The following is a 19811-nucleotide window of genomic DNA, read 5'->3' on the forward strand; positions in this document are numbered from 1 at the left end:
CTCAGGTATAAATTGAGGTTTGTAACTATTGTGCGCTGCGCGTGCCACAAGTCAACTCAAGTTACGATTCGAAAATGAAATTAAGCTTAAAATAATACGCCATTAGCCCTGCATAGCACTTACGCCATCTTCCAACAGTAACAGCTGCTCCAACCCTTGCTCCGTTGCGAGTGGTTTTACAACATTGATCATCTGAAGCATGCCTTGTCGCACCATTTGCTCGGTAATGTTGGATTTAGGTAGCATCGCAGATTGGTAAGACAACCAACTACAAGCGATGAGATGCAGCGTGCATACCAAAGATGTTAATTGCTGCTGATCAACGTTCAGCAATTTGAGGGCAACGAATTCCTGCATGATCGCAATCAAATTGGCTTGCAGTTTGTCCTGCACCTCGATGTATTGCTCGTGAAGTTGCTCATCACGCGACAAAATCTCTGGTAAATTGGCGTAGAAAAAACGGTACTTCCACATCAGCGTAAAGGTCGAATCTAGGTAACTCTTCAGCATAGTCAGACTCTCTTGAGAGCCTTTAAGGGGGGTAAATCTTTCTAAAAGTTCTGCTGAATAAAGCGCAAAGATTTCGCGGACGATTTCTTGCTTATTGCGAAAGTGGTAATAAAGATTACCTGGACTGATTTCGATGTGATCGGCAATGTGATTAGTGGTGATATTTCGCTCACCATGTTGGTTAAACAACTCCAGTGCCGCGTAGACTATTTTGTCGCGCGTTTTCATTATTATCGTATTCCCTTTTCTTTAACGAATCGAGTATAGCGACTTCACCAACCTAGGTCGATAGAGGCTCCAAATACGATAACTTAGCAGACCAGTCAGAATCCCCGTGCCATTAGCGACAAGGTCTAACCAAGAGGTTTCTCTACCGACATAACCTTGTAGCCATTCAATCACCGCGCTGAACAACAGGATACTAATTGCCACTATCCAGCGTTTTCGCCAATGACGAACACAGCAACAAGCAACAAAAGCAAAACTCGTGTATGCCATTAAATGTTGTAGCTTATCGAGGTAAGTAAAAGACCCCCACTTTTGTAGCTCTCCTGAGCTGAGCGATAAATACGCAATCACAACAGCGCAACCGCAAATAATCAAACGTCCAACCGTTCGGTTCATTGGATATCCTTATGCAATAGGGAACGGGAATGCTGTTACCTGATCAATATGATCACAGCCTAAAGCCAACATGATGAGTCGATCAACGCCTAACGCTACGCCAGCACAGTCCGGCAACCCAGCCTCTAGTGCCGCAATAAGATGATAGTCAATCGGCTGAGGCTTCAAACCCATCTCTAAGCGTTTCGCATTGTCTTGTTCAAAACGCGTAAGTTGTTCTTTAGGATTGTCTAACTCATGGAAACCATTAGCGAGCTCTATCCCTTTAAAATACACTTCAAAGCGATCAGCGACACGGCTGTCTTGAGGGTTTATTTTTGCTAATGCCGCTTGCGATGCAGGAAAGTCATAAACAAACGCAGGCGCATCCTGACCAATCTTACTTTCGACACCAATACTAAACAGGAGTTGCAGTAAAGTATCGCGGTCATCTTCCGGATCAGCAATATCACTCAGCCCCAGCTTTCCGGCGACGACTTTAAGCTCTGACATTGAGCCTTCAAGCGGGCACACACCAAGAACATCGAGAAACGCCTGCTGATACGTCATACGATGAGCCGAGCCACACTTCAGCACTCGCTGTAGCAACTCATCCATCTCATCCATTAACTGATGATGGTCAAAACCAACTCGATACCATTCCAGCATGGTGAATTCTGGATTGTGGTAGCGGCCATTCTCTTCGTTGCGAAACGCTTTATTGATCTGGTAGATGCAGCCACTACCCGCCGCCAATAAACGTTTCATATGGAATTCGGGACTGGTCATAAAGAACAGCTTACTGCCGTCAGCGTAGCCAGGGCCAACAAACTCGGTTTGAAAGGTATGCAAATGAATATCCGTAACCGTCGCGTGGCTCATGGCAGGCGTATCCACTTCCATCACCTGTCGCTCGACAAAAAATTGGCGAATAGTGGCGATTAACGCCGCACGTTGACGAAGTTGTTCAATGGAAGCAGTCGGTTGCCAATTGGTTTGCATAACAAGTCTCTCAAAGCTTAGGGCTAGCAGCTAAAGCCCACATTCTACATGTTTTTACTTTGGGGCGAGAAACGATTTCATTCGCTTTTAAATACCGATTATTCCTTTAAAAAAAAACAATATGAAGCCAAGATTTTTCGTACTACAAAGCAAAATCAACACTCACCACAAAACCTGTTATCAACCTCGCCAACAACAAGCAACACTCCATTAACACTCAATAATTTCAGTTAGAGGTTACAAATATTCTCGCCGTGATAGTAATCACATAACCTGTAATTTTTATGCTCTTAAGTGCATTACCAAAGAAAAAACCTAATTACATCAATATTTATCTCATACAGCTCCACTACACTAATCTCTACTACTTTCGGGGAGCTTCTCTTCGAGAACCCCTCACAATCACAATAACAAGCGGATTTCCGCAATTACTCACTGGAGGATAACTGTGCAAATTATCACCACAGATATCGCAGTCATCGGCGCTGGCGGCGCTGGTCTTCGTACTGCTATTGCAGCGGCAGAGGCAAACCCAGATTTAGAAGTCGCTCTGATTTCTAAAGTTTATCCTATGCGCTCACACACGGTCGCAGCGGAGGGTGGCTCAGCAGCAGTTATCAAGGATGAAGATAGCTTAGATAACCACTTCAACGATACGGTTGGCGGTGGCGACTGGCTATGTGAACAGGACGTCGTTGAATATTTTGTAGAAAACGCAACCCGCGAAATGATCCAAATGGAACAATGGGGTTGTCCTTGGAGCCGTAAAGAGAACGGGGAAGTTAACGTTCGCCGCTTTGGCGGTATGAAGGTTGAACGAACTTGGTTTGCAGCGGATAAAACCGGCTTCCATATGCTTCACACCCTATTCCAAACTTCAATGAAGTACAGCAACATCAAACGTTTTGATGAGTACTTTGTGTTGGATCTGCTTGTTGATGATGGTGAAGTACAAGGCTTAATCGCCATTCACATGTCTGAAGGTGAGTTGGTGACCATCAAAGCGAAATCTGTTGTGCTTGCTACGGGTGGCGCGGGGCGTGTTTACCACTGTAACACCAACGGCGGTATCGTAACGGGCGATGGCATGGCGATGGCTTACCGTCACGGTGTTCCGCTACGTGATATGGAATTTGTTCAATACCACCCTACTGGCCTACCAGGCACAGGTATCCTAATGACAGAAGGTTGTCGTGGTGAAGGTGGTATTATTGTCAACAAAAACGGCTACCGCTACCTACAAGACTACGGCATGGGCCCTGAAACTCCAGTGGGTCAACCGAAAAACAAATACATGGAACTGGGTCCACGTGACAAAGTTTCTCAAGCTTTCTGGCATGAGCAACAGAAAGGCAACACCATCAAACATCCACTGGGTGACGTGGTGCACCTAGACCTTCGCCACCTTGGTGAAGAGTACCTACAAGAACGTTTACCTTTCATCTGTGAGCTAGCAAAAGCTTACGTGAACGTTGATCCTGCAAAAGAACCAATTCCAATTCGTCCGACCGTGCACTACACCATGGGTGGCATCGAAACTGATGGTGGCTGTGAGACTCGCGTTAAAGGTCTATTCGCAGTTGGTGAATGTGCGTCAGTTGGTCTGCATGGTGCGAACCGTCTTGGCTCTAACTCTCTGGCTGAGTTCGTGGTATTTGGCCGAGTTGCGGGTGAAAACGCAGTGAAACGTGCAGCCGAGTTCAAAGGCTGGAACGACGATGCTATCGCAGCTCAAGTGAAGGCTGTAGAAGAACGCATTGCCAGCCTAATGAACCAAGAAGGCGATGAAAACTGGGCAGACATCCGTACCGAAATGGGCCACACCATGGAAGCGGGTTGTGGTATCTACCGCCAAGAAGATCTGATGCAAGCAACCATCGATAAGATCACGGAACTTAAACAACGTTACAAACACATTAGCATCAAAGACAAAGGCAAAGTGTTCAACACTGACCTTCTGTACGCAATCGAAGTCGGTTACGGCCTGGAAGTGGCAGAAGCGATGGTTCACTCTGCAATCCTGCGTAAAGAATCTCGCGGTGCGCACCAACGTCTCGATGATGGCTGCACTGAACGTGACGACGTGAACTTCCTGAAACACTCACTTGCTTTCTATCAACCAGACGCAGCGCCTAGCATCGACTACAGCAATGTAACCATTACTAAGTCTCAGCCTAAAGCGCGTCTATACGGTGAAGCTGCAGAAAAAGCCGCAGCAGAAGAAGCAGCGAAGAACGCAGAGGAGCAAGCATAATGTCAGCAAACCGCATCCAGAAAGTAGACATTCTGCGTTATGACCCAGAAAAAGACGCAGAACCGCACTTACAAACTTTCGAAGTACCATTCGATGAAACAATGTCTGTGCTCGACGCGATTGGTTACATCAAAGATAACCTAGACAAAGATCTGTCTTACCGTTGGTCTTGTCGTATGGCGATCTGTGGCTCATGCGGCATCATGGTTAATGGTGTGCCTAAGCTAGCTTGTAAGAGCTTCTTACGTGACTACCAAAATGGTCTGAAAATCGAGCCATTAGCGAATTTCCCGATTGAGAAAGACTTGATCGTTGATATGACGCCATTTATCGAGCGTCTTGAAGCGATCAAACCTTACATCATTGGTAACGACCGTAAGCCTGAAGACGGCACAAACTTGCAAACGCCTGAGCAAATGGCGAAATACAAGCAATTTGCTGGTTGTATCAACTGTGGTCTGTGTTACGCAGCGTGTCCGCAGTTCGGTCTTAATCCAGAGTTCATCGGCCCGGCAGCGCTGACATTGGCGCACCGTTACAACTTAGACAGTCGTGATAACGGTAAAGCTGAACGTATGAAGCTGATTAACGGTGAGAATGGCGCCTGGGGTTGTACGTTTGTAGGTTACTGTTCTGAGGTTTGTCCAAAGAGCGTTGACCCTGCAGCAGCAGTAAACCAAGGCAAAGTAGAGTCTTCTATGGACTTCGTAATTGCGATGCTGAAACCTCAGGAGGCAGAAGGATGAGTAACCGTAAACCTTACGTTCGTGAAGTAAAACGCACTTGGTGGAAGGACCATCCTTTCTACCGCTTCTACATGTTACGTGAAGCGACGGTACTGCCACTGATTCTATTCACCATCTTCCTGACTTTCGGTCTGGGTTCACTAGTGAAAGGGCCTGAAGCTTGGCAAGGCTGGTTAGAGTTCATGGCAAACCCAATCGTAGTCGCGATCAACATCGTTGCGCTACTTGGAAGCCTGTTCCACGCACAAACCTTCTTCAGCATGATGCCACAGGTGATGCCAATTCGCCTAAAAGGCAAACCTGTAGGTAAGAATATCATCGTCCTGACTCAGTGGGCAGCCGTCGCGTTTATCTCACTGATCGTTCTCATCGTGGTGTAAGGAGCTGAACAATGAAACCAAATTATAGTGTAAATACAGCACCAAAACGTTCAGATGAGCCAATCTGGTGGGGTCTATTTGGCGCAGGCGGTACCTGGTTTGCGATGATCACTCCTATCACCGTACTTGTACTTGGTATCCTCGTTCCTCTGGGCGTGATTGATGCAGACGCAATGAGCTACGAGCGAGTATCTGAATTCGCGACCAGCATCATTGGTGCGCTATTTATCATCGGTACACTGGCGCTGCCAATGTGGCATGCAATGCACCGTGTTCACCACGGTATGCATGACCTTAAGTTCCACACAGGTGTGGTGGGCAAAGTGGCATGCTACGCGTTCGCTGGCCTTATCAGTGCACTATCAGTTATCTTTATCTTCATGATTTAAGATACTGTTATAAATATAAAAAGCTGGCTTTATGCCAGCTTTTTTTGTTTTTGGACACCCATGATCTTTTTGCTTTATAAGCTTTTGACCACCTATGATCTTATTGCTGAGAAATCTTCTTAGTTTGATCCATTAAGCCAAGAGCACCAAAACCAGTGATCACATCTAAGTTCGTTTTCAATCCTGTTTCCTGATTACCACCAATGTAGTTTTGCGGCATTTGAACTTGGAAGTTTTGCAGATTACTGTACAACGAGTTTGCAACCTCACGGTTCAGCTCAGCTAGGTAAACTTCTCGGTTTGCTCCTAATGCCGCATACTTCGCTTTCAGGACTTCGGCTTCTGCGCGGCCTTTCTCTAAAATCGCTTTCGCTTCATATTGAGCGGAAAGAGCGTTGGCTTTCTGAATCGCTAAGTTCGCTTCTGCCATTGCCAGCTCTTTTTCTTTCTCCACTTCAGCAAGTCGCTTGGTTTTCTCCACTTCAACGATTTCACGCTCAGCTATTTGACGAGCAACCTCGACCTCTTTTTGCTGGGAAATAATAGCGAGCTCTTTCTGACGTTGTGCATCCTGAACTTCACGAGTACGCTGAATTTCTTTACGCAGCTGCTCAGTTTCGGCCTGAGCTTTAGAAGTTTCCTGCTCCTGAATTGCGCGAATGCGATCTGCGACCAAGCGCTTTTTATCTGCTAATAACTGATCAAGCTGCTTCTCTGGCTGCGGGTCACCAATGGTTACCTGAGTAACTTGAATGCCGTATTGCTGTAACGGGTTATCCTGTCGGATAGGTTGGCCTGTTTTGTCTACGACCGGTACCGTTTTCCAGACTAACTGATTCGTACGCTGCAATTGATTGGCGTTGGCCTGATTTGCACCGACAGGGGCCAGGTCAAGCTCTTCAACTTCCACCTGACGACGCTCAGTCAGATAAATACCTTCTCGAAGCTGATCACCCAACTTAGATTTAAACTGGTTCAAACCACCTTGAAAAAACTCTTCTCCAGTATACTGAGTCGCGGTAATCACCGTTACGTTACGGGCATTTTTTACTAATAACGCATCGATCAGATTACTGTTATTACGAAACTCTCGGTGCATTTTCTTGACCGCTTCCGGATCATTACTCAATTTAAAACGGAATGTGACGGGAATCTGACCAATATAAGTATCCGCAAAGCGTACTTGTACCGGCTCAAGCCTCTGGTAAAAATCCTCACCCTTGTTGTTACCAAATGACACAGTGATGACTTGGTCATATTGGGTGATTTTAGACAGAAAGGGCATACGAAAATGAATACCCGGTTCAGTGAACACATCCAATTCACCGGTAATATTGTTCTGGTGCACGTAACTGTAACCTGCATCGGTCATCAAAACAGAACTGTTAATGGTTAACCCTATAGCCAACAACGGTATACCAAAAACTGCCGCTTTTATCCCTCGGTGAAGTAATCGACGTCGTTCTTCAACTTTTAAGCTTTGTCCTAAGCCTGTGCTTTCCATATTGTTCTCCTTATTGCGGTTGTCATTGAGTTAAATCGATAAAAATCAAATTGCTATGCAACTCAACGACCTCTGGAGATAATCTATCAAATGGTAACCTTAAGGAATAATCGAAAGATTCATCAAACAAATACGTTTTTAACGAATAATACAAAAAGAATAAAACTATGCGGTGCGCTTCTTGTTTTAGCCACATGTCAAAACTGCGGACAATAAAAAAGGCCGCCGAAGCGACCTTTTCTATTCGATACGTTTAGGTGAATTACTTCACACGACCTACGTATTCACCGGTACGAGTGTCTACTTTGATCACTTCGCCAATTGCGATGAATAGTGGAACACGTACAACAGCGCCAGTTGATAGCGTAGCTGGTTTACCACCAGTACCTTGAGTATCACCTTTCAAACCTGGATCTGTGTCAGTAACTTCCAGCTCAACAAAGTTTGGTGGAGTAACTGAGATTGGGTTACCGTTCCAAAGCGTGATCATACAAGTGTTGTTTTCTACCAACCATTTAGCGTTCTCACCTACCGCTTTCGCATCAGCAGCGATCTGTTCGAACGTTTCATTGTTCATAAAGTGGTAGAATTCGCCGTCTGAATATAGATAATCTAGGTCGATATCCATTACGTCTGCCACTTCACAAGTGTCACCAGACTTGAATGTTTTCTCTAGCACTTTACCAGAAAGAAGTTTACGAATTTTTACGCGGTTGAACGCTTGGCCTTTACCTGGTTTAACGTATTCGTTTTCCAGAATTACGCAAGGCTCATTATCAAGCATTAACTTAAGACCGCCTTTAAATTCATTGGTGCTAACTGTAGCCATTTTTTCCTCTTACATTCTTAGAGCTAAATTCAATGCCGCACATAATAACCCGAAAAGTCGATTCTGTTGAGCAAAACTGGCTCAAACAGTTGGCGAATGGGATCTCTGATCCTGCAAAATTGCTCGAAAAACTGGAAATAGATCCCTCGCCGTGGCAAGACGGGTTTGCTGCGCGCAAGCTGTTTGCACAGCGTGTACCGCAAAGTTTTGTCGATAGAATGGAAAAAGGCAATCCCAAAGACCCTCTTTTACGTCAGGTATTACCGTTAAGTGAAGAGTTCGAAGTGCATGAGGGCTACTCCAGCGATCCACTTGAAGAGCAAGACAACGAGATTCCCGGCTTGCTGCACAAATATCGTAATCGTGCACTGATGATTGTTAAAGGAGGCTGTGCAGTGAATTGTCGCTACTGCTTCCGTCGGCATTTCCCGTATCAGGATAACAAAAGTGGTAAACAAGCCTGGGCTCAAAGTCTCGAATATATTGCGCAGCAGCCCGAGCTGAACGAAGTGATCTTCTCCGGCGGTGACCCATTAATGGCGAAGGATGATGAACTTCAGTGGCTGATAGAGCGGATTGCACAAATTCCGCATATCAAACGTCTTCGAATTCACAGCCGCTTACCAGTGGTAATCCCTGCGCGTATAACCGATGAACTATGCCAGATACTTCGCGACTCCCGCTTGCAGGTTATCTTGGTCACTCACATCAACCATGCGAACGAATTAAGTAGCGAACTCGCCTCACAGCTGTTCAAACTCAAACAATCTGGTGTGACTCTACTCAACCAAAGTGTGCTGCTTAAAGATATCAATGACTCTGTGGATGCCCTGGTCGACTTGAGTGAAGCCTTATTTGATGCGGGAGTGTTACCTTACTACTTGCATGTACTAGACAAAGTCCAAGGTGCTGCGCATTACTTTGTTTCCGATGAGGAGGCAAAAACGATCATGCGCGGAGTAATAACTCGTGTGTCTGGTTACCTGGTGCCAAAACTTACGCGAGAGATCGGCGGCAGGCCAAGTAAAACACCGCTTGATCTCCATTTAGAATAAACACCAAGGCCGGATTAATCTGAGTTTAAACTTAATTAAATTTGTCGTCACGAGCGTTTCTTTTTGTTCGCTTTGAGGGGTGATTCTATGCATACTCCGCGCTTTTGGAGGTCAAGATGCATACAACATTCGAACAAATTTTCGATCTTGGCCCATTTAGTTGGTCTGCTCTTCTATGCTGTGCCATCAATGGGTTAATGATTGGCATAGAACGCCAGACCCGTGGTAAGCCGGTTGGCATTCGCACTGCAATACTCATTATTTCAGGCACCTATCTCTTCATGTCGATGGCGGTATCCTTATCGCCGAACACGCTTGATCAGGCACGTGTACTGGGTCAAATCATTACCGGTGTCGGGTTTCTGGGCGCTGGTGTAATGATGACGCTAGATGGCAAAATCCACGGTGTGACGTCTGCGGCGGTCATCTGGGTACTAGCCGGGTTAGGCTTAATGATTGGTCTTGGTTACTTGTCTCAATCAGTGGTCATCACAGTACTGACTTTAACCGTGTTACTGGGCGTTGATGAAGCGGAGCGACACATCAAGTCATTGCGTCGCGGTGTGCATCAAAGAATACAGCGCAGAAAGTCGTCTCGCTTAATCAAATAAGCTCAAACGTGAGATATAAAAAGACCCCGACATCAGTTCGGGGTCTTTCTGTTTAAGTATTACTATAACTGCAGATTATTTCGCGAAGTTAATCAGTGGGAAACACTTCAAGAAGCCGTTATCCGCACAGTTAAGAAGACCAATTTGAATACCGTCGATTTGGTCTGTCATGTTGAAGAAACCTAGCTGGAAGTTAGACTTTTTAGAGATACTTGCCAGACCAACATCCGCCATTGTGTAACCCTCAGAGTAGTTCACCGCACTCCAGTTAAGGCCTTTCACATTGTTAGTAATGTTAACCGCGCCCAGGTTTAGGCCTGTTGTTTGGCCACGGTTCCAGTTAACAAGGCCAAGTGAAGCCCCTTTCATTTCTTGGTTTACTTTCGCTGCGCCAAAGAACAGCCCAAAGTTAACACCGGTTGTACGATCGGTTTCAGACATACCAAGTAGAGAGAAATCGACCCCTTTCACTTCGTTAACCTGTCCGTGTAGAACAGCTAAGCGAACACCGCCCACTTCAGAGCGAGACGGCGCATTAATGTGATCAATTGTAGAAAACATCACAGGAGTGCTGTCAGCAAGCGCAACAGGTGATGCAACAGCGGCTACCACTGCCAAAGACGTCAAAAGCTTTTTCATTCTTATCTCCGTTATATTAAGCATTACTTACAACATAGCGTATGTGTAATCATTTTCTACTAATCGTATGAAAAAATTTCACTCACATGCCATATTTAACAAGTTGACTATAATAGAAAAAATCTACAACGACCATATTTCAATATTTTCTGAAGTATTTCTTGTACCAGTCCCACACAATGGCGCTGTCATGTTCAGCCACGAATCTGGATAAACAAGTACGACGCATCGCGTTTAAATCAGTATTTCATCGCACTGCATAAACGACAAATTGAATTGCGATGACGTATCAACAAATCAAAAACGCCAAGCACAAAAAAGCCGAGGTAAAAACCTCGGCTTCTTCTTGGTTTGGTCAGTTACCTTTCCGCTATAAAACGTTACAGCGATAAGGTAAGCAGAATATTACATCATGCCGCCCATACCACCCATACCGCCCATGCCGCCCATATCAGGCATGCCTGCGCCGTCTTTCTGTGGCATATCAGTAACCATTGCTTCAGTTGTGATCATCAAACCTGCAACCGATGCTGCGAATTGTAGTGCGCTACGAGTTACTTTAGTTGGGTCTAGGATACCCATCTCTAGCATGTCGCCGTATTCACCTGTTGCTGCGTTGTAACCGTAGCTGCCTTCGCCTGCTTTCACGTTGTTCGCTACTACTGACTCTTCGTCACCCGCGTTCTTCGTGATTTGACGGATTGGCGCTTCCATTGCACGTAGTGCAACGCGGATACCAACGTTTTGTTCTTCGTTGTCACCTTCAAGGCCAGCAATCATAGATGCTGCACGGATTAGAGCAACACCACCGCCTGCTACTACGCCTTCTTCAACCGCTGCGCGAGTTGCGTGAAGTGCGTCTTCTACGCGGTCTTTCTTCTCTTTCATTTCAACTTCAGTTGCTGCACCAACTTTGATTACTGCAACACCGCCAGCTAGCTTAGCTACGCGCTCTTGTAGTTTCTCTTTGTCGTAGTCTGAAGTTGACTCTTCGATTTGCTGACGAATTTGAGCAACACGGCCATGAATCATCGTTTCTTCACCGATACCATCGATGATAGTCGTGTTTTCTTTCGTGATAGCAACGCGTTTAGCCTGACCTAGGTCTTCTAGCGTTACTTTTTCAAGCTCTAGACCGACTTCTTCAGAAATCACTGTACCGCCAGTCAGAACCGCGATGTCTTGTAGCATTGCTTTACGACGGTCACCAAAACCTGGTGCTTTTACTGCCGCAACTTTCACGATGCCACGCATGTTGTTCACAACTAGTGTTGCTAGCGCTTCACCTTCTACGTCTTCTGCGATGATTAGCAGTGGACGAGATGCTTTAGCAACTGCTTCTAGAGTTGGTAGAAGTTCACGGATGTTTGAGATCTTCTTATCAACCAGAAGGATGAATGGGTTTTCTAGATCAACAGAACCTGCTTCTTGGTTGTTGATGAAGTAAGGAGATAGGTAACCGCGGTCGAACTGCATACCTTCAACTACGTCTAGCTCGTCTTGTAGCGCCTGACCTTCTTCAACAGTGATAACACCGTCGCGGCCAACACGTTCCATTGCTTCAGCAATGATGTTACCTACGCTTACGTCAGAGTTCGCAGAGATAGTACCTACCTGTGCGATAGCTTTAGTGTCGTTACACTCAACAGACAGCTCTTTTAGCTGTTCAACTGCTGCTGCTACTGCTTTGTCGATACCGCGCTTAAGATCCATTGGGTTCATACCCGCTGCTACTGCTTTCAGACCTTCGTTTACGATTGATTGCGCTAGTACTGTTGCTGTTGTTGTACCGTCACCTGCAGCATCGTTTGCTTTAGATGCTACTTCTTTAACCATTTGAGCGCCCATGTTCTGGAATTTGTCTTCCAGTTCGATTTCGCGCGCTACAGATACACCATCTTTAGTGATTGTTGGTGCACCGAAAGATTTATCTAGAACGACGTTACGGCCTTTAGGACCTAATGTCACTTTTACCGCGTCAGCCAGAACGTTTACACCTTCTAGCATCTTAACTCGTGCGTCATTACCAAATTTAACGTCTTTAGCAGCCATCTTTGATTTCCTTTCTACAATTCTTTAAGTTCGACTTGGTTTTTGAATCTGAGCAAAAAATTACTCAATGATTGCTATTATTCAACGATTGCCATGATGTCGTTTTCAGACATAACTAGCACTTCTTTACCGTCGATTTTTTCAGTCTTAGTGCCGTAACCTTCAGCGAAGATAACAGTATCACCAACTTTAACGTCCAGCGGTAGCACTGTGCCGTTTTCTAGAATGCGGCCTTTGCCTACAGCTAGAACAACACCGCGAGTTGATTTTTCCGCAGCAGAACCAGTCAGAACGATTCCACCAGCTGACTTAGATTCAACTTCTTTACGTTCAACGATAACTCGGTCATGTAATGGACGAATGTTCATTGGTCGTCTCTCCTGAAAATTTCCATGTTTATTTGATAATTGCCCTTCTGGGACACGTGATCACTATATAAGGGGTCCAATGAACGATCCCAAGGGGCGAGCATGATTTTTTTGTGACTTAGTTAAAAGATCGCAACGGTTTGCGTGAGAAATGCGCACTCGCTCACCTTCCTGCTTTCTTGTATCCTTGCAGTTTATCCACCAGATAGACGTTAAACATGCTGGAAAAAAACAAGCCGGAACACCAAGCAACAGATAAACATGGTTTGTTGAGCGCGCCCATTCCCGAAACACTGAGAAAAATGACGGTCCCGATGACGGTGGGCATGATCGCGATATTGATGTTCAATCTGGTCGATACATTCTTTATTTCTCTGCTCGGCACGCAAGCCCTAGCTGCCATTAGTTACACCTTTCCAGTCACCTTTGCCGTTAACTGCATTACGATGGGCATTGGCATGGGGCTTTCGACCAATATAGGCCGGCTACTCGGACAGGGACACTCAACACAAGCCGCGCGTTTTACTACTCATGGTCTACTGCTAGCTGTCATGCTAGTTGCGATCGCGTCATCAGTTGGCTTTGTTACCATCAGACCACTGTTCGGTTTTCTTGGTGCGACTGACGATCTTCTTCCACTCATCGAACAGTACATGCAAGTGTGGTATCTCACCATTCCATTACTGGTGATCCCAATGGCTGGCAACAGTGCGATCCGTGCGACGGGTGATACGAAAACCCCAGCTAAAATCATGATGCTGGCAGGGTTGATCAACGGAATGCTGGATCCACTACTGATCTTCGGCTTGGGACCGTTTCCTGAACTTGGAATCCGAGGCGCAGCAATCGCGAGTGCTTTTAGTTGGTTAGGCGCTTTAGTCGGCTCGTCATACTTACTGGTTAAACGGGAGAAACTTCTGGCTAAGCCGCAGTGGTTACATCTGAAACAAGATTGGCAACAGACATTAAAAATCGGTACTCCTGCGGCCTTCTCTACCGCAATGACGCCGCTGTCGGGTGCAATTTTGATGATGCTGCTGTCTAGCCACGGAACCGCAGCTGTTGCCGCTTATGGCGCCGCACAGCGCATCGAGTCGATACTCATTCTGGTATTGATGTCATTGACCTCGGCTTTAACACCATTCATGGCACAAAATCTCGGCGCTAATAACCCACAGCGGGCATTCGCCGGATTATTCCTCAGCATGCGCTTCGCAGTTGTGTTTCAGGGGCTTATCTTCCTGACAATGGTGCCTTTGAGCATCCCTTTGGCCGCTCTTTTCTCACAAGAAGAAGCGGTTAAAAACCTGCTTTGGCATTATCTCCTTGTCGTGCCATTCAGCTACGGTTTCCAGGGTATTGTGATGATATTAGTGAGCGGGCTGAATGCGATGCAAAAGCCATTACGCGCTTTCCAGTGGAGTTTTATGCGCCTGTTCATCTTTACATTGCCAGCGGCCTGGATTGGCAGCTACCTGTACGATGTTGAAGGGCTATTTATCGGTATTGCGGTGGGTAATATATTAGGTGGGTTACTTGGTTATATGTTTGCGCTTCGCGAACGAAAGTTAATGCTGGTAGAACAAAGCATTTCCTCTTCATGAACCCTGTCCTCCCCTCGCTTAGAAAAACAGAGACAAAAAAAACCGCGTATCAACGCGGTTTTTTATTTTAGCTAAGAGCGGTCGACTTAGAACAGCTCTTCTGCAACCTTGTACAAGTCATTACGTACAGGGCGCTTCATGTTTTCGATCGCATCAATAATATCGTGATGAACAAGCTGCTCTTTCACGATACCAACACAACGGCCACCGTGACCTTCCATTAGAAGGTGAACAGCGTAGTTACCCATGCGAGATGCAAGAACACGGTCAAATGCAGTAGGACGACCACCACGTTGGATGTGACCAAGTACTGTCGCACGCGTTTCGCGACCTGTTGCCGTTTCAATATCACGAGCAAGCTCGTTTGCATCCATCATCAGTTCAGTAAGAGCAATGATTGCGTGTTTCTTACCTTTTGCGATACCGTCTTGAATGTTGCCGATCAGCTTCTCTTTATCAAGACCCGTTTCTGGTGTGATGATGTACTCACAACCACCAGCGATAGCAGACATCAGAGTCAGGTCACCACAGTGACGGCCCATGATTTCTACAATTGAAATACGTTGGTGAGATGAAGAAGTGTCACGTAGACGGTCGATTGCATCAATAACTGTGTTTAGTGCAGTTAGGTAACCGATAGTGTAATCCGTACCCGCAATGTCGTTATCGATAGTGCCTGGCAGACCGATACATGGGTAACCCATTTCAGTCAGTTTCTTTGCACCCATGTAAGAACCGTCACCACCAATCACTACCAGTGCGTCGATACCGTGTTTCTTCAGGTTCTCAATAGCTTTTTCGCGTACTGCCACTTCCTTGAACTCAGGGAAACGTGCAGAACCCAGGAACGTACCACCTTTGTTAATAACATCAGAAACACTAGAACGATCTAGCTTCTCGATGCGGCCTTCATAAAGACCTAGGTAGCCATCGTACACACCAAACACTTCCAATCCTTCAGAAAGTGCTGTGCGTACCACGCCGCGTACTGCAGCGTTCATACCAGGTGCGTCACCGCCACTTGTTAAAACACCGATCTTCTTAATCATGCTCACCCTCGATCTTTGGCAATCAATTTATTTAATTTTCTTCTAGGCCCCTTGTCACCAAGCAACCTGCATAATCCAGAACTGTGCGTTATGTTACATTTCCTATACCGGATTACCAATGAAAACACACATTTTTATGTAACTTTTCTACTTATGTAAGAGTATTACAGCTTCTACTATCAACTTCGTTGATTCACATCAGTATCAGGATTCTTAAAGCGTATTGATGGAAAGATAGACAATAAGCGCCTATTTGTCGTCAGACGCTCTTGTATTTTTCGAGCTCTACCAATCTTGCTCTTTCTGTTCTTTCTCTGGTCCATAAATAACAGATATCGGATCTTGGTGGATCAATACATCCGCTTCAGGAAAGACAGACAAGAGGTTTTCTTCCACTTTATCAGCTATATAGTGGGCTTCGATTAAACGTAAGTCATCATCTAACTCGAGATGTAACTGAATAAAACGTGTCGGCCCGGACATCCGTGTTCGTAACTGATGAACACCTCTCACCCCTTTCACGCTCAAGCACTGAGTGTGAATTTCCTCTAATTCGGTATCAGGCAGTTTTCTGTCCAATAAAGTCTGAGTCGCTTCATTCACCATTTTGAAAGCACTGTAAAGAATGAACACACCAATACCAATCGCAAACACCGCATCCGCTTGCGTGACACCAAAATAACTTAACCCGAGCGCGACCATAATGGCCGCATTCATATAAAGGTCAGTCTGATAGTGAAGAGAATCGGCTGCAATGGCTTGGCTGCCTGTCACTCGCACTACGTGCTTCTGAAACGTCACCAAACCAAGTGTAACGACAATAGCAAACAACGAGACATAAACGCCGAGTTCAGGAGTATGTAAAGCCTGAGGGCGGAAGAAACGCTCAACCCCATTAAGGATCAAGAATACCGCGGAGCCGGAGATAAACATGGCTTGCGCAAGGGCAGCTAATGACTCCGCCTTGCCGTGGCCAAAAGTATGTTCCCTGTCTGCTGGCTGCAAGGCATAACGAACCACGACTAAATTCACCACCGATGCGGCAATATCCAGCATAGAGTCAATAAGGGAGGCTAATAGGCTGACCGAACCTGTCACCCACCAAGTGATGACCTTAACCAGTAAAAGAAGCGTTGCCGTGATTGTTGCAGTCCAGGCTGCCGTCGTCACTAAGCGTGCGTATTGATGTTTCATAATCAAAGAGTTAACTCAAACCATAACCAAAGTATACCTCGATAATTATTTAATGAGTATGAAATAGCCAGATCAAAAAGAGGCAGCCATGGCTACCTCTTAAAATTATTTCGTTGTATCGGTTAGTTGCTGCTTGGTTTAGTCATGCGTTTTTGCATTCTTTCACCACACTGTTGCATACGTTCATTTTGCAACTTCACAAACTCTGCTTTTTGCTCAGGAGTCAGTACACTCAACATTTGGTGTTTTTTCTCCAGCATTTTTACACGGCGTTCAGTTTGTTTTTCTACCATTTCTTTGGCTAACGCATTCGCTTGAGCTTCATCAAAGTTATCCGCCAGCACAAGAGCCTGCATTTTTGCGTGGTAAGCCTGGCGCTCCGCTCGACGAGCATCACGTTCTGCCGCATTTTTACCTTTCATCTCCGCACGATTAGCGTCGCGAAATGATTGTAATTGCTCTTTTTGCGCGTCGGTCAGATCCATTTGGCGCATAATTCCTCGGTCCATTCCTGGGCCACATTCGTCGCGAGGACCTTTTTGCTGGTCTTTACCACCGTAGGCGAAGGCACCTGCAGCACCAAGAGTAAGTGGTAGAACAACGGCAGCTAACACAATTTTTTTTGCAGATTTCATAATTTGATTCCTCATACATCTGATTGCTTCTTCTGGGCTGTTCTCCCAGCGCTTGAGTATAGAATAGGACGCGCTAGGTAAAGTGACGTATAGAGAGCGTAAAGATTCGTAAAGAGTGATTTTTATACTCTTCGTCACCCATCATTCCAATGTAATATTAAATAAAAGGTAATTGATGGTAGGTCCCTAAATGGCAAACATTCTTTTGATTGATGACGATATAGAGCTAACTAGCCTATTAAAAGAAGTGCTCAGCTTCGAAGGATTTGAAGTCAGTGAAGCGAATGATGGAGAAGCAGGTTTAGCTGCCGTGACAAGTGAAATTGATTTGATTTTGCTGGATGTCATGATGCCTAAGCTCAACGGCATGGAAACATTAAAGCGCTTGCGTGAAAACTGGGAAACTCCCGTATTAATGCTGACAGCCAAAGGCGAAGAAATCGACCGAGTGATTGGCTTAGAACTAGGGGCAGACGATTACTTACCAAAACCCTTTAGTGACAGAGAGCTACTGGCTCGCATTCGCGCCATTTTACGCCGTACCAGTGCAACTCAAAAGGACAGTAAAAGCGGTGACTGCATTGAGTATCAAGAGCTTCGTCTTTATCCAGGCAAGCAGGAGGCTTACTGCGATCAGCTGCTGCTTGATTTAACGGCAACAGAATTTGCTTTGCTCACACACTTTGTACAACACCCTGGGCAAGTACTGACGAAAGAGACCCTGAGCTTGGATGTGCTTGGCAAGCGACTCGCCGCTTTTGACCGCGCGATTGATATGCACGTGTCCAACTTACGCAAAAAGCTGCCCGACCAAAGTAATGGCAAACCACGTATCAAAACCTTGCGTGGCCGAGGCTATATGTTGCTTGAGGAAGATTAATGAGCCAAATATCACGCATCAAACTGCCAAATATTAACAGCTTGTATGGACGCATATTTGCCATCTTCTGGTTCACCATGTTGTTGGTGTTAATCGCTGTGCTATCACTACCGCATCTGGATCCACGTAAAGCGCGTGATATTCCAAGTGCGCCTTATCAGCGCATGCTAGAAGTGCGTGACGAAATTCAGAATCAATACAGTAAAGAAACTGACCTTGGCCGAATTCTATTTAGTATTGAGGGACGTCGCCAAAATAAAAACGACCCTCGGCCACGGATGTTCTTTTCTGACTATAACGGAAAAATATTAACCACTGACCACCGCAACAACTTTCAAATGCGGGCGATGCAAAACTTTGTTTCCATCATCGAAGACAATAACCAACCGAAACAAAAGCTCTATGGCCGATACATGGTCGCCGGGCCAGTGCCAATTACATTAGCCGGTTCTGATCTTTTGATGTACGTCGGCTTTAAATGGAATGAGCCACCGCCATTGCTGCTGAGACTGTTTGATCACCCTGTTCAGTTATTACTTGCCGTCATGCTGGCGAGTACACCTTTGCTACTTTGGCTGGCATGGGCATTGAGTCAGCCTGCACGTCGACTCGAAGCCGCCGCACAGCGCGTAGCCAAAGGGGAGTTTGTCACAGACCCTAATCTGGAGAAAGGGACTTCCGAGTTCCGTCAGGCGGGCAGCAGTTTCAACCAGATGGTCGAAGCCGTAAATCAGATGATATCCGGTCAGCAACGTCTGCTCTCCGATATCTCTCATGAACTGCGTTCACCTCTGACTCGACTGAGAATGGCCAATGCATTAGCGACACGCAAACAAGGCGAAAGCCCAGAGCTAACAAGGATTGATACCGAGGCTCAGAGGCTTGAGCAAATGATCAGTGAGCTACTGGAGCTGTCCCGAATGCAGGCGAATAGCCACATGACACGCGAAACTCAACCGATTCAAAGTTTGTGGGAAGAGATCATTGAGGACACTCAATTTGAAGCGGAGCAAATGGGTAAACAATTGCGTTACTCACCGCTACCGAAAGGCAGTATTTCCGGCAACCCTAAGTTGCTAATGAGTGCCGTGGAGAACATCATTCGCAACGCCATTTACTACGGGAAAGATCAGGTTGAAATTAATCTAGAAACGCAAGGTAACACTCTGCACATCACCGTTGATGATAACGGTGAAGGAGTGCCAGATGCCGAGCTGGAAGCCATCTTCAGGCCATTCTACCGAGTCTCTACCGCTCGGGACCGTCACTCTGGCGGAACAGGATTAGGGCTGACGATCACCGAAAGTGCCATTCGTCAGCACAGCGGGACCATTGTCGCCAGTCGCAGTCCATTGGGTGGGTTACGCATGACGATTACGTTACCTTTAAGCCAGTAATTCAATCCCACACCTATCGTATAACCAAGTAACCCTCCGCCTCAGGAGGGTTACTTTTTCTCAACACGGTTCAATGGCGACTCACTTTCCTTTGATGTCGCATGTGTAGC

The 19811-nt window shown here is 46.0% G+C and carries 20 protein-coding genes; 9 read left to right on the plus strand and 11 right to left on the minus strand.

What is annotated here, in order from left to right:
* Window positions 1-102: 102 nt before the first annotated feature.
* From VEJY3_RS14685 to epmA, 3 genes are read right to left on the minus strand one after another with little or no spacing between them, the layout of a single operon-like run.
* On the minus strand, window positions 103-738 hold the full coding sequence (locus VEJY3_RS14685; RefSeq protein WP_014233224.1) for a TetR/AcrR family transcriptional regulator: 636 nt from the start codon (window positions 736-738) through the stop codon (window positions 103-105).
* 21 nt (window positions 739-759) lie between these two features.
* Entirely contained in the window at window positions 760-1134 is a 375-nt protein-coding gene (locus tag VEJY3_RS14690) for a VanZ family protein (RefSeq protein WP_014233225.1), read from the minus strand.
* Window positions 1135-1143: 9 nt separating this feature from the next.
* The gene (gene epmA / locus VEJY3_RS14695; RefSeq protein ID WP_014233226.1) at window positions 1144-2115 is read right to left on the minus strand and encodes an elongation factor P--(R)-beta-lysine ligase; all 972 of its coding nucleotides are present in this window, start codon (window positions 2113-2115) and stop codon (window positions 1144-1146) included.
* Between the two features lie 448 nt (window positions 2116-2563).
* Here epmA and frdA point away from each other — a divergent pair, with 448 nt between their 5' ends.
* From frdA to frdD, 4 genes are read left to right on the plus strand one after another with little or no spacing between them, the layout of a single operon-like run.
* Window positions 2564-4369 (plus strand): fumarate reductase (quinol) flavoprotein subunit, encoded by a 1806-nt coding sequence (gene frdA / locus VEJY3_RS14700; protein ID WP_014233227.1) that lies wholly within the window; start codon window positions 2564-2566, stop codon window positions 4367-4369.
* The gene (locus tag VEJY3_RS14705; protein WP_014233228.1) at window positions 4369-5115 is read left to right on the plus strand and encodes a succinate dehydrogenase/fumarate reductase iron-sulfur subunit; all 747 of its coding nucleotides are present in this window, start codon (window positions 4369-4371) and stop codon (window positions 5113-5115) included. The genes frdA and VEJY3_RS14705 overlap by 1 nt, the downstream gene beginning before the upstream one ends.
* The gene (gene frdC, locus VEJY3_RS14710; protein WP_014233229.1) at window positions 5112-5495 is read left to right on the plus strand and encodes a fumarate reductase subunit FrdC; all 384 of its coding nucleotides are present in this window, start codon (window positions 5112-5114) and stop codon (window positions 5493-5495) included. The genes VEJY3_RS14705 and frdC overlap by 4 nt, the downstream gene beginning before the upstream one ends.
* 11 nt (window positions 5496-5506) lie before the next feature.
* A complete protein-coding gene (frdD, locus tag VEJY3_RS14715) occupies window positions 5507-5884 on the plus strand; it encodes a fumarate reductase subunit FrdD (protein WP_014233230.1) in 378 nt (125 codons plus the stop codon).
* Window positions 5885-5984: 100 nt separating this feature from the next.
* Here frdD and VEJY3_RS14720 read toward each other — a convergent pair whose 3' ends face one another.
* Together VEJY3_RS14720 and efp are read right to left on the minus strand one after the other, a co-directional pair.
* Window positions 5985-7388 carry an SPFH domain-containing protein gene (locus tag VEJY3_RS14720; RefSeq protein ID WP_014233231.1) on the minus strand — a complete coding sequence of 468 codons (1404 nt, stop codon included), beginning with the start codon at window positions 7386-7388 and terminating at the stop codon, window positions 5985-5987.
* A gap of 262 nt (window positions 7389-7650) precedes the next feature.
* Window positions 7651-8217 (minus strand): elongation factor P, encoded by a 567-nt coding sequence (efp, locus tag VEJY3_RS14725; RefSeq protein WP_014233232.1) that lies wholly within the window; start codon window positions 8215-8217, stop codon window positions 7651-7653.
* A gap of 32 nt (window positions 8218-8249) precedes the next feature.
* On the opposite strand from efp, the gene epmB reads away from it, so the two are divergent.
* On the plus strand, window positions 8250-9272 hold the full coding sequence (epmB, locus tag VEJY3_RS14730; RefSeq protein WP_014233233.1) for an EF-P beta-lysylation protein EpmB: 1023 nt from the start codon (window positions 8250-8252) through the stop codon (window positions 9270-9272).
* Between the two features lie 116 nt (window positions 9273-9388).
* Window positions 9389-9883 carry an MgtC/SapB family protein gene (locus VEJY3_RS14735; protein ID WP_014233234.1) on the plus strand — a complete coding sequence of 165 codons (495 nt, stop codon included), beginning with the start codon at window positions 9389-9391 and terminating at the stop codon, window positions 9881-9883.
* 75 nt (window positions 9884-9958) lie between these two features.
* Here VEJY3_RS14735 and VEJY3_RS14740 read toward each other — a convergent pair whose 3' ends face one another.
* The 3 genes from VEJY3_RS14740 to VEJY3_RS14750 form a co-directional block, all read right to left on the minus strand.
* Window positions 9959-10522, minus strand: coding sequence for a VC2662 family protein (locus VEJY3_RS14740; protein WP_014233235.1), 564 nt, complete (start codon window positions 10520-10522; stop codon window positions 9959-9961).
* 405 nt (window positions 10523-10927) lie between these two features.
* Window positions 10928-12574 (minus strand): chaperonin GroEL, encoded by a 1647-nt coding sequence (gene groL, locus VEJY3_RS14745; RefSeq protein ID WP_014233236.1) that lies wholly within the window; start codon window positions 12572-12574, stop codon window positions 10928-10930.
* Between the two features lie 77 nt (window positions 12575-12651).
* Window positions 12652-12942 carry a co-chaperone GroES gene (locus tag VEJY3_RS14750; RefSeq protein ID WP_005381516.1) on the minus strand — a complete coding sequence of 97 codons (291 nt, stop codon included), beginning with the start codon at window positions 12940-12942 and terminating at the stop codon, window positions 12652-12654.
* A gap of 218 nt (window positions 12943-13160) precedes the next feature.
* Here VEJY3_RS14750 and VEJY3_RS14755 point away from each other — a divergent pair, with 218 nt between their 5' ends.
* Window positions 13161-14546, plus strand: a complete 1386-nt coding sequence (locus tag VEJY3_RS14755) for an MATE family efflux transporter (RefSeq protein WP_014233237.1) — start codon at window positions 13161-13163, stop codon at window positions 14544-14546.
* A gap of 86 nt (window positions 14547-14632) precedes the next feature.
* Here the strand turns inward: VEJY3_RS14755 and pfkA are convergent, their stop codons facing one another.
* The 3 genes from pfkA to VEJY3_RS14770 form a co-directional block, all read right to left on the minus strand.
* Window positions 14633-15595, minus strand: coding sequence for a 6-phosphofructokinase (pfkA, locus tag VEJY3_RS14760; RefSeq protein WP_014233238.1), 963 nt, complete (start codon window positions 15593-15595; stop codon window positions 14633-14635).
* A gap of 285 nt (window positions 15596-15880) precedes the next feature.
* Entirely contained in the window at window positions 15881-16789 is a 909-nt protein-coding gene (fieF, locus tag VEJY3_RS14765; protein WP_014233239.1) for a CDF family cation-efflux transporter FieF, read from the minus strand.
* 122 nt (window positions 16790-16911) lie between these two features.
* Window positions 16912-17424, minus strand: a complete 513-nt coding sequence (locus VEJY3_RS14770; protein ID WP_014233240.1) for a CpxP family protein — start codon at window positions 17422-17424, stop codon at window positions 16912-16914.
* Window positions 17425-17614: 190 nt separating this feature from the next.
* On the opposite strand from VEJY3_RS14770, the gene VEJY3_RS14775 reads away from it, so the two are divergent.
* Both VEJY3_RS14775 and cpxA read left to right on the plus strand, forming a co-directional pair.
* Window positions 17615-18304, plus strand: a complete 690-nt coding sequence (locus VEJY3_RS14775; RefSeq protein ID WP_014233241.1) for a response regulator — start codon at window positions 17615-17617, stop codon at window positions 18302-18304.
* On the plus strand, window positions 18304-19701 hold the full coding sequence (gene cpxA / locus VEJY3_RS14780; protein ID WP_014233242.1) for an envelope stress sensor histidine kinase CpxA: 1398 nt from the start codon (window positions 18304-18306) through the stop codon (window positions 19699-19701). The genes VEJY3_RS14775 and cpxA overlap by 1 nt, the downstream gene beginning before the upstream one ends.
* Window positions 19702-19811 lie beyond the last annotated feature (110 nt).

This window comes from Vibrio sp. EJY3, assembly GCF_000241385.1.
GTDB classification, from domain to species: Bacteria; Pseudomonadota; Gammaproteobacteria; order Enterobacterales; family Vibrionaceae; genus Vibrio; species Vibrio natriegens.

Coding starts and splice junctions, on each gene's coding strand:
- epmB (WP_014233233.1), top strand. CDS start 8,250: ATGCCGCACATAATAACCCGAAAAGTCGATTCTGTTGAGCAAAACTGG.
- efp (WP_014233232.1), bottom strand. CDS start 8,217: ATGGCTACAGTTAGCACCAATGAATTTAAAGGCGGTCTTAAGTTAATG.
- VEJY3_RS14750 (WP_005381516.1), bottom strand. CDS start 12,942: ATGAACATTCGTCCATTACATGACCGAGTTATCGTTGAACGTAAAGAA.
- VEJY3_RS14690 (WP_014233225.1), bottom strand. CDS start 1,134: ATGAACCGAACGGTTGGACGTTTGATTATTTGCGGTTGCGCTGTTGTG.
- VEJY3_RS14775 (WP_014233241.1), top strand. CDS start 17,615: ATGGCAAACATTCTTTTGATTGATGACGATATAGAGCTAACTAGCCTA.
- VEJY3_RS14740 (WP_014233235.1), bottom strand. CDS start 10,522: ATGAAAAAGCTTTTGACGTCTTTGGCAGTGGTAGCCGCTGTTGCATCA.
- groL (WP_014233236.1), bottom strand. CDS start 12,574: ATGGCTGCTAAAGACGTTAAATTTGGTAATGACGCACGAGTTAAGATG.
- epmA (WP_014233226.1), bottom strand. CDS start 2,115: ATGCAAACCAATTGGCAACCGACTGCTTCCATTGAACAACTTCGTCAA.
- frdD (WP_014233230.1), top strand. CDS start 5,507: ATGAAACCAAATTATAGTGTAAATACAGCACCAAAACGTTCAGATGAG.
- VEJY3_RS14770 (WP_014233240.1), bottom strand. CDS start 17,424: ATGAAATCTGCAAAAAAAATTGTGTTAGCTGCCGTTGTTCTACCACTT.
- pfkA (WP_014233238.1), bottom strand. CDS start 15,595: ATGATTAAGAAGATCGGTGTTTTAACAAGTGGCGGTGACGCACCTGGT.
- cpxA (WP_014233242.1), top strand. CDS start 18,304: ATGAGCCAAATATCACGCATCAAACTGCCAAATATTAACAGCTTGTAT.
- VEJY3_RS14685 (WP_014233224.1), bottom strand. CDS start 738: ATGAAAACGCGCGACAAAATAGTCTACGCGGCACTGGAGTTGTTTAAC.
- frdC (WP_014233229.1), top strand. CDS start 5,112: ATGAGTAACCGTAAACCTTACGTTCGTGAAGTAAAACGCACTTGGTGG.
- fieF (WP_014233239.1), bottom strand. CDS start 16,789: ATGAAACATCAATACGCACGCTTAGTGACGACGGCAGCCTGGACTGCA.
- VEJY3_RS14755 (WP_014233237.1), top strand. CDS start 13,161: ATGCTGGAAAAAAACAAGCCGGAACACCAAGCAACAGATAAACATGGT.
- VEJY3_RS14720 (WP_014233231.1), bottom strand. CDS start 7,388: ATGGAAAGCACAGGCTTAGGACAAAGCTTAAAAGTTGAAGAACGACGT.
- VEJY3_RS14705 (WP_014233228.1), top strand. CDS start 4,369: ATGTCAGCAAACCGCATCCAGAAAGTAGACATTCTGCGTTATGACCCA.
- VEJY3_RS14735 (WP_014233234.1), top strand. CDS start 9,389: ATGCATACAACATTCGAACAAATTTTCGATCTTGGCCCATTTAGTTGG.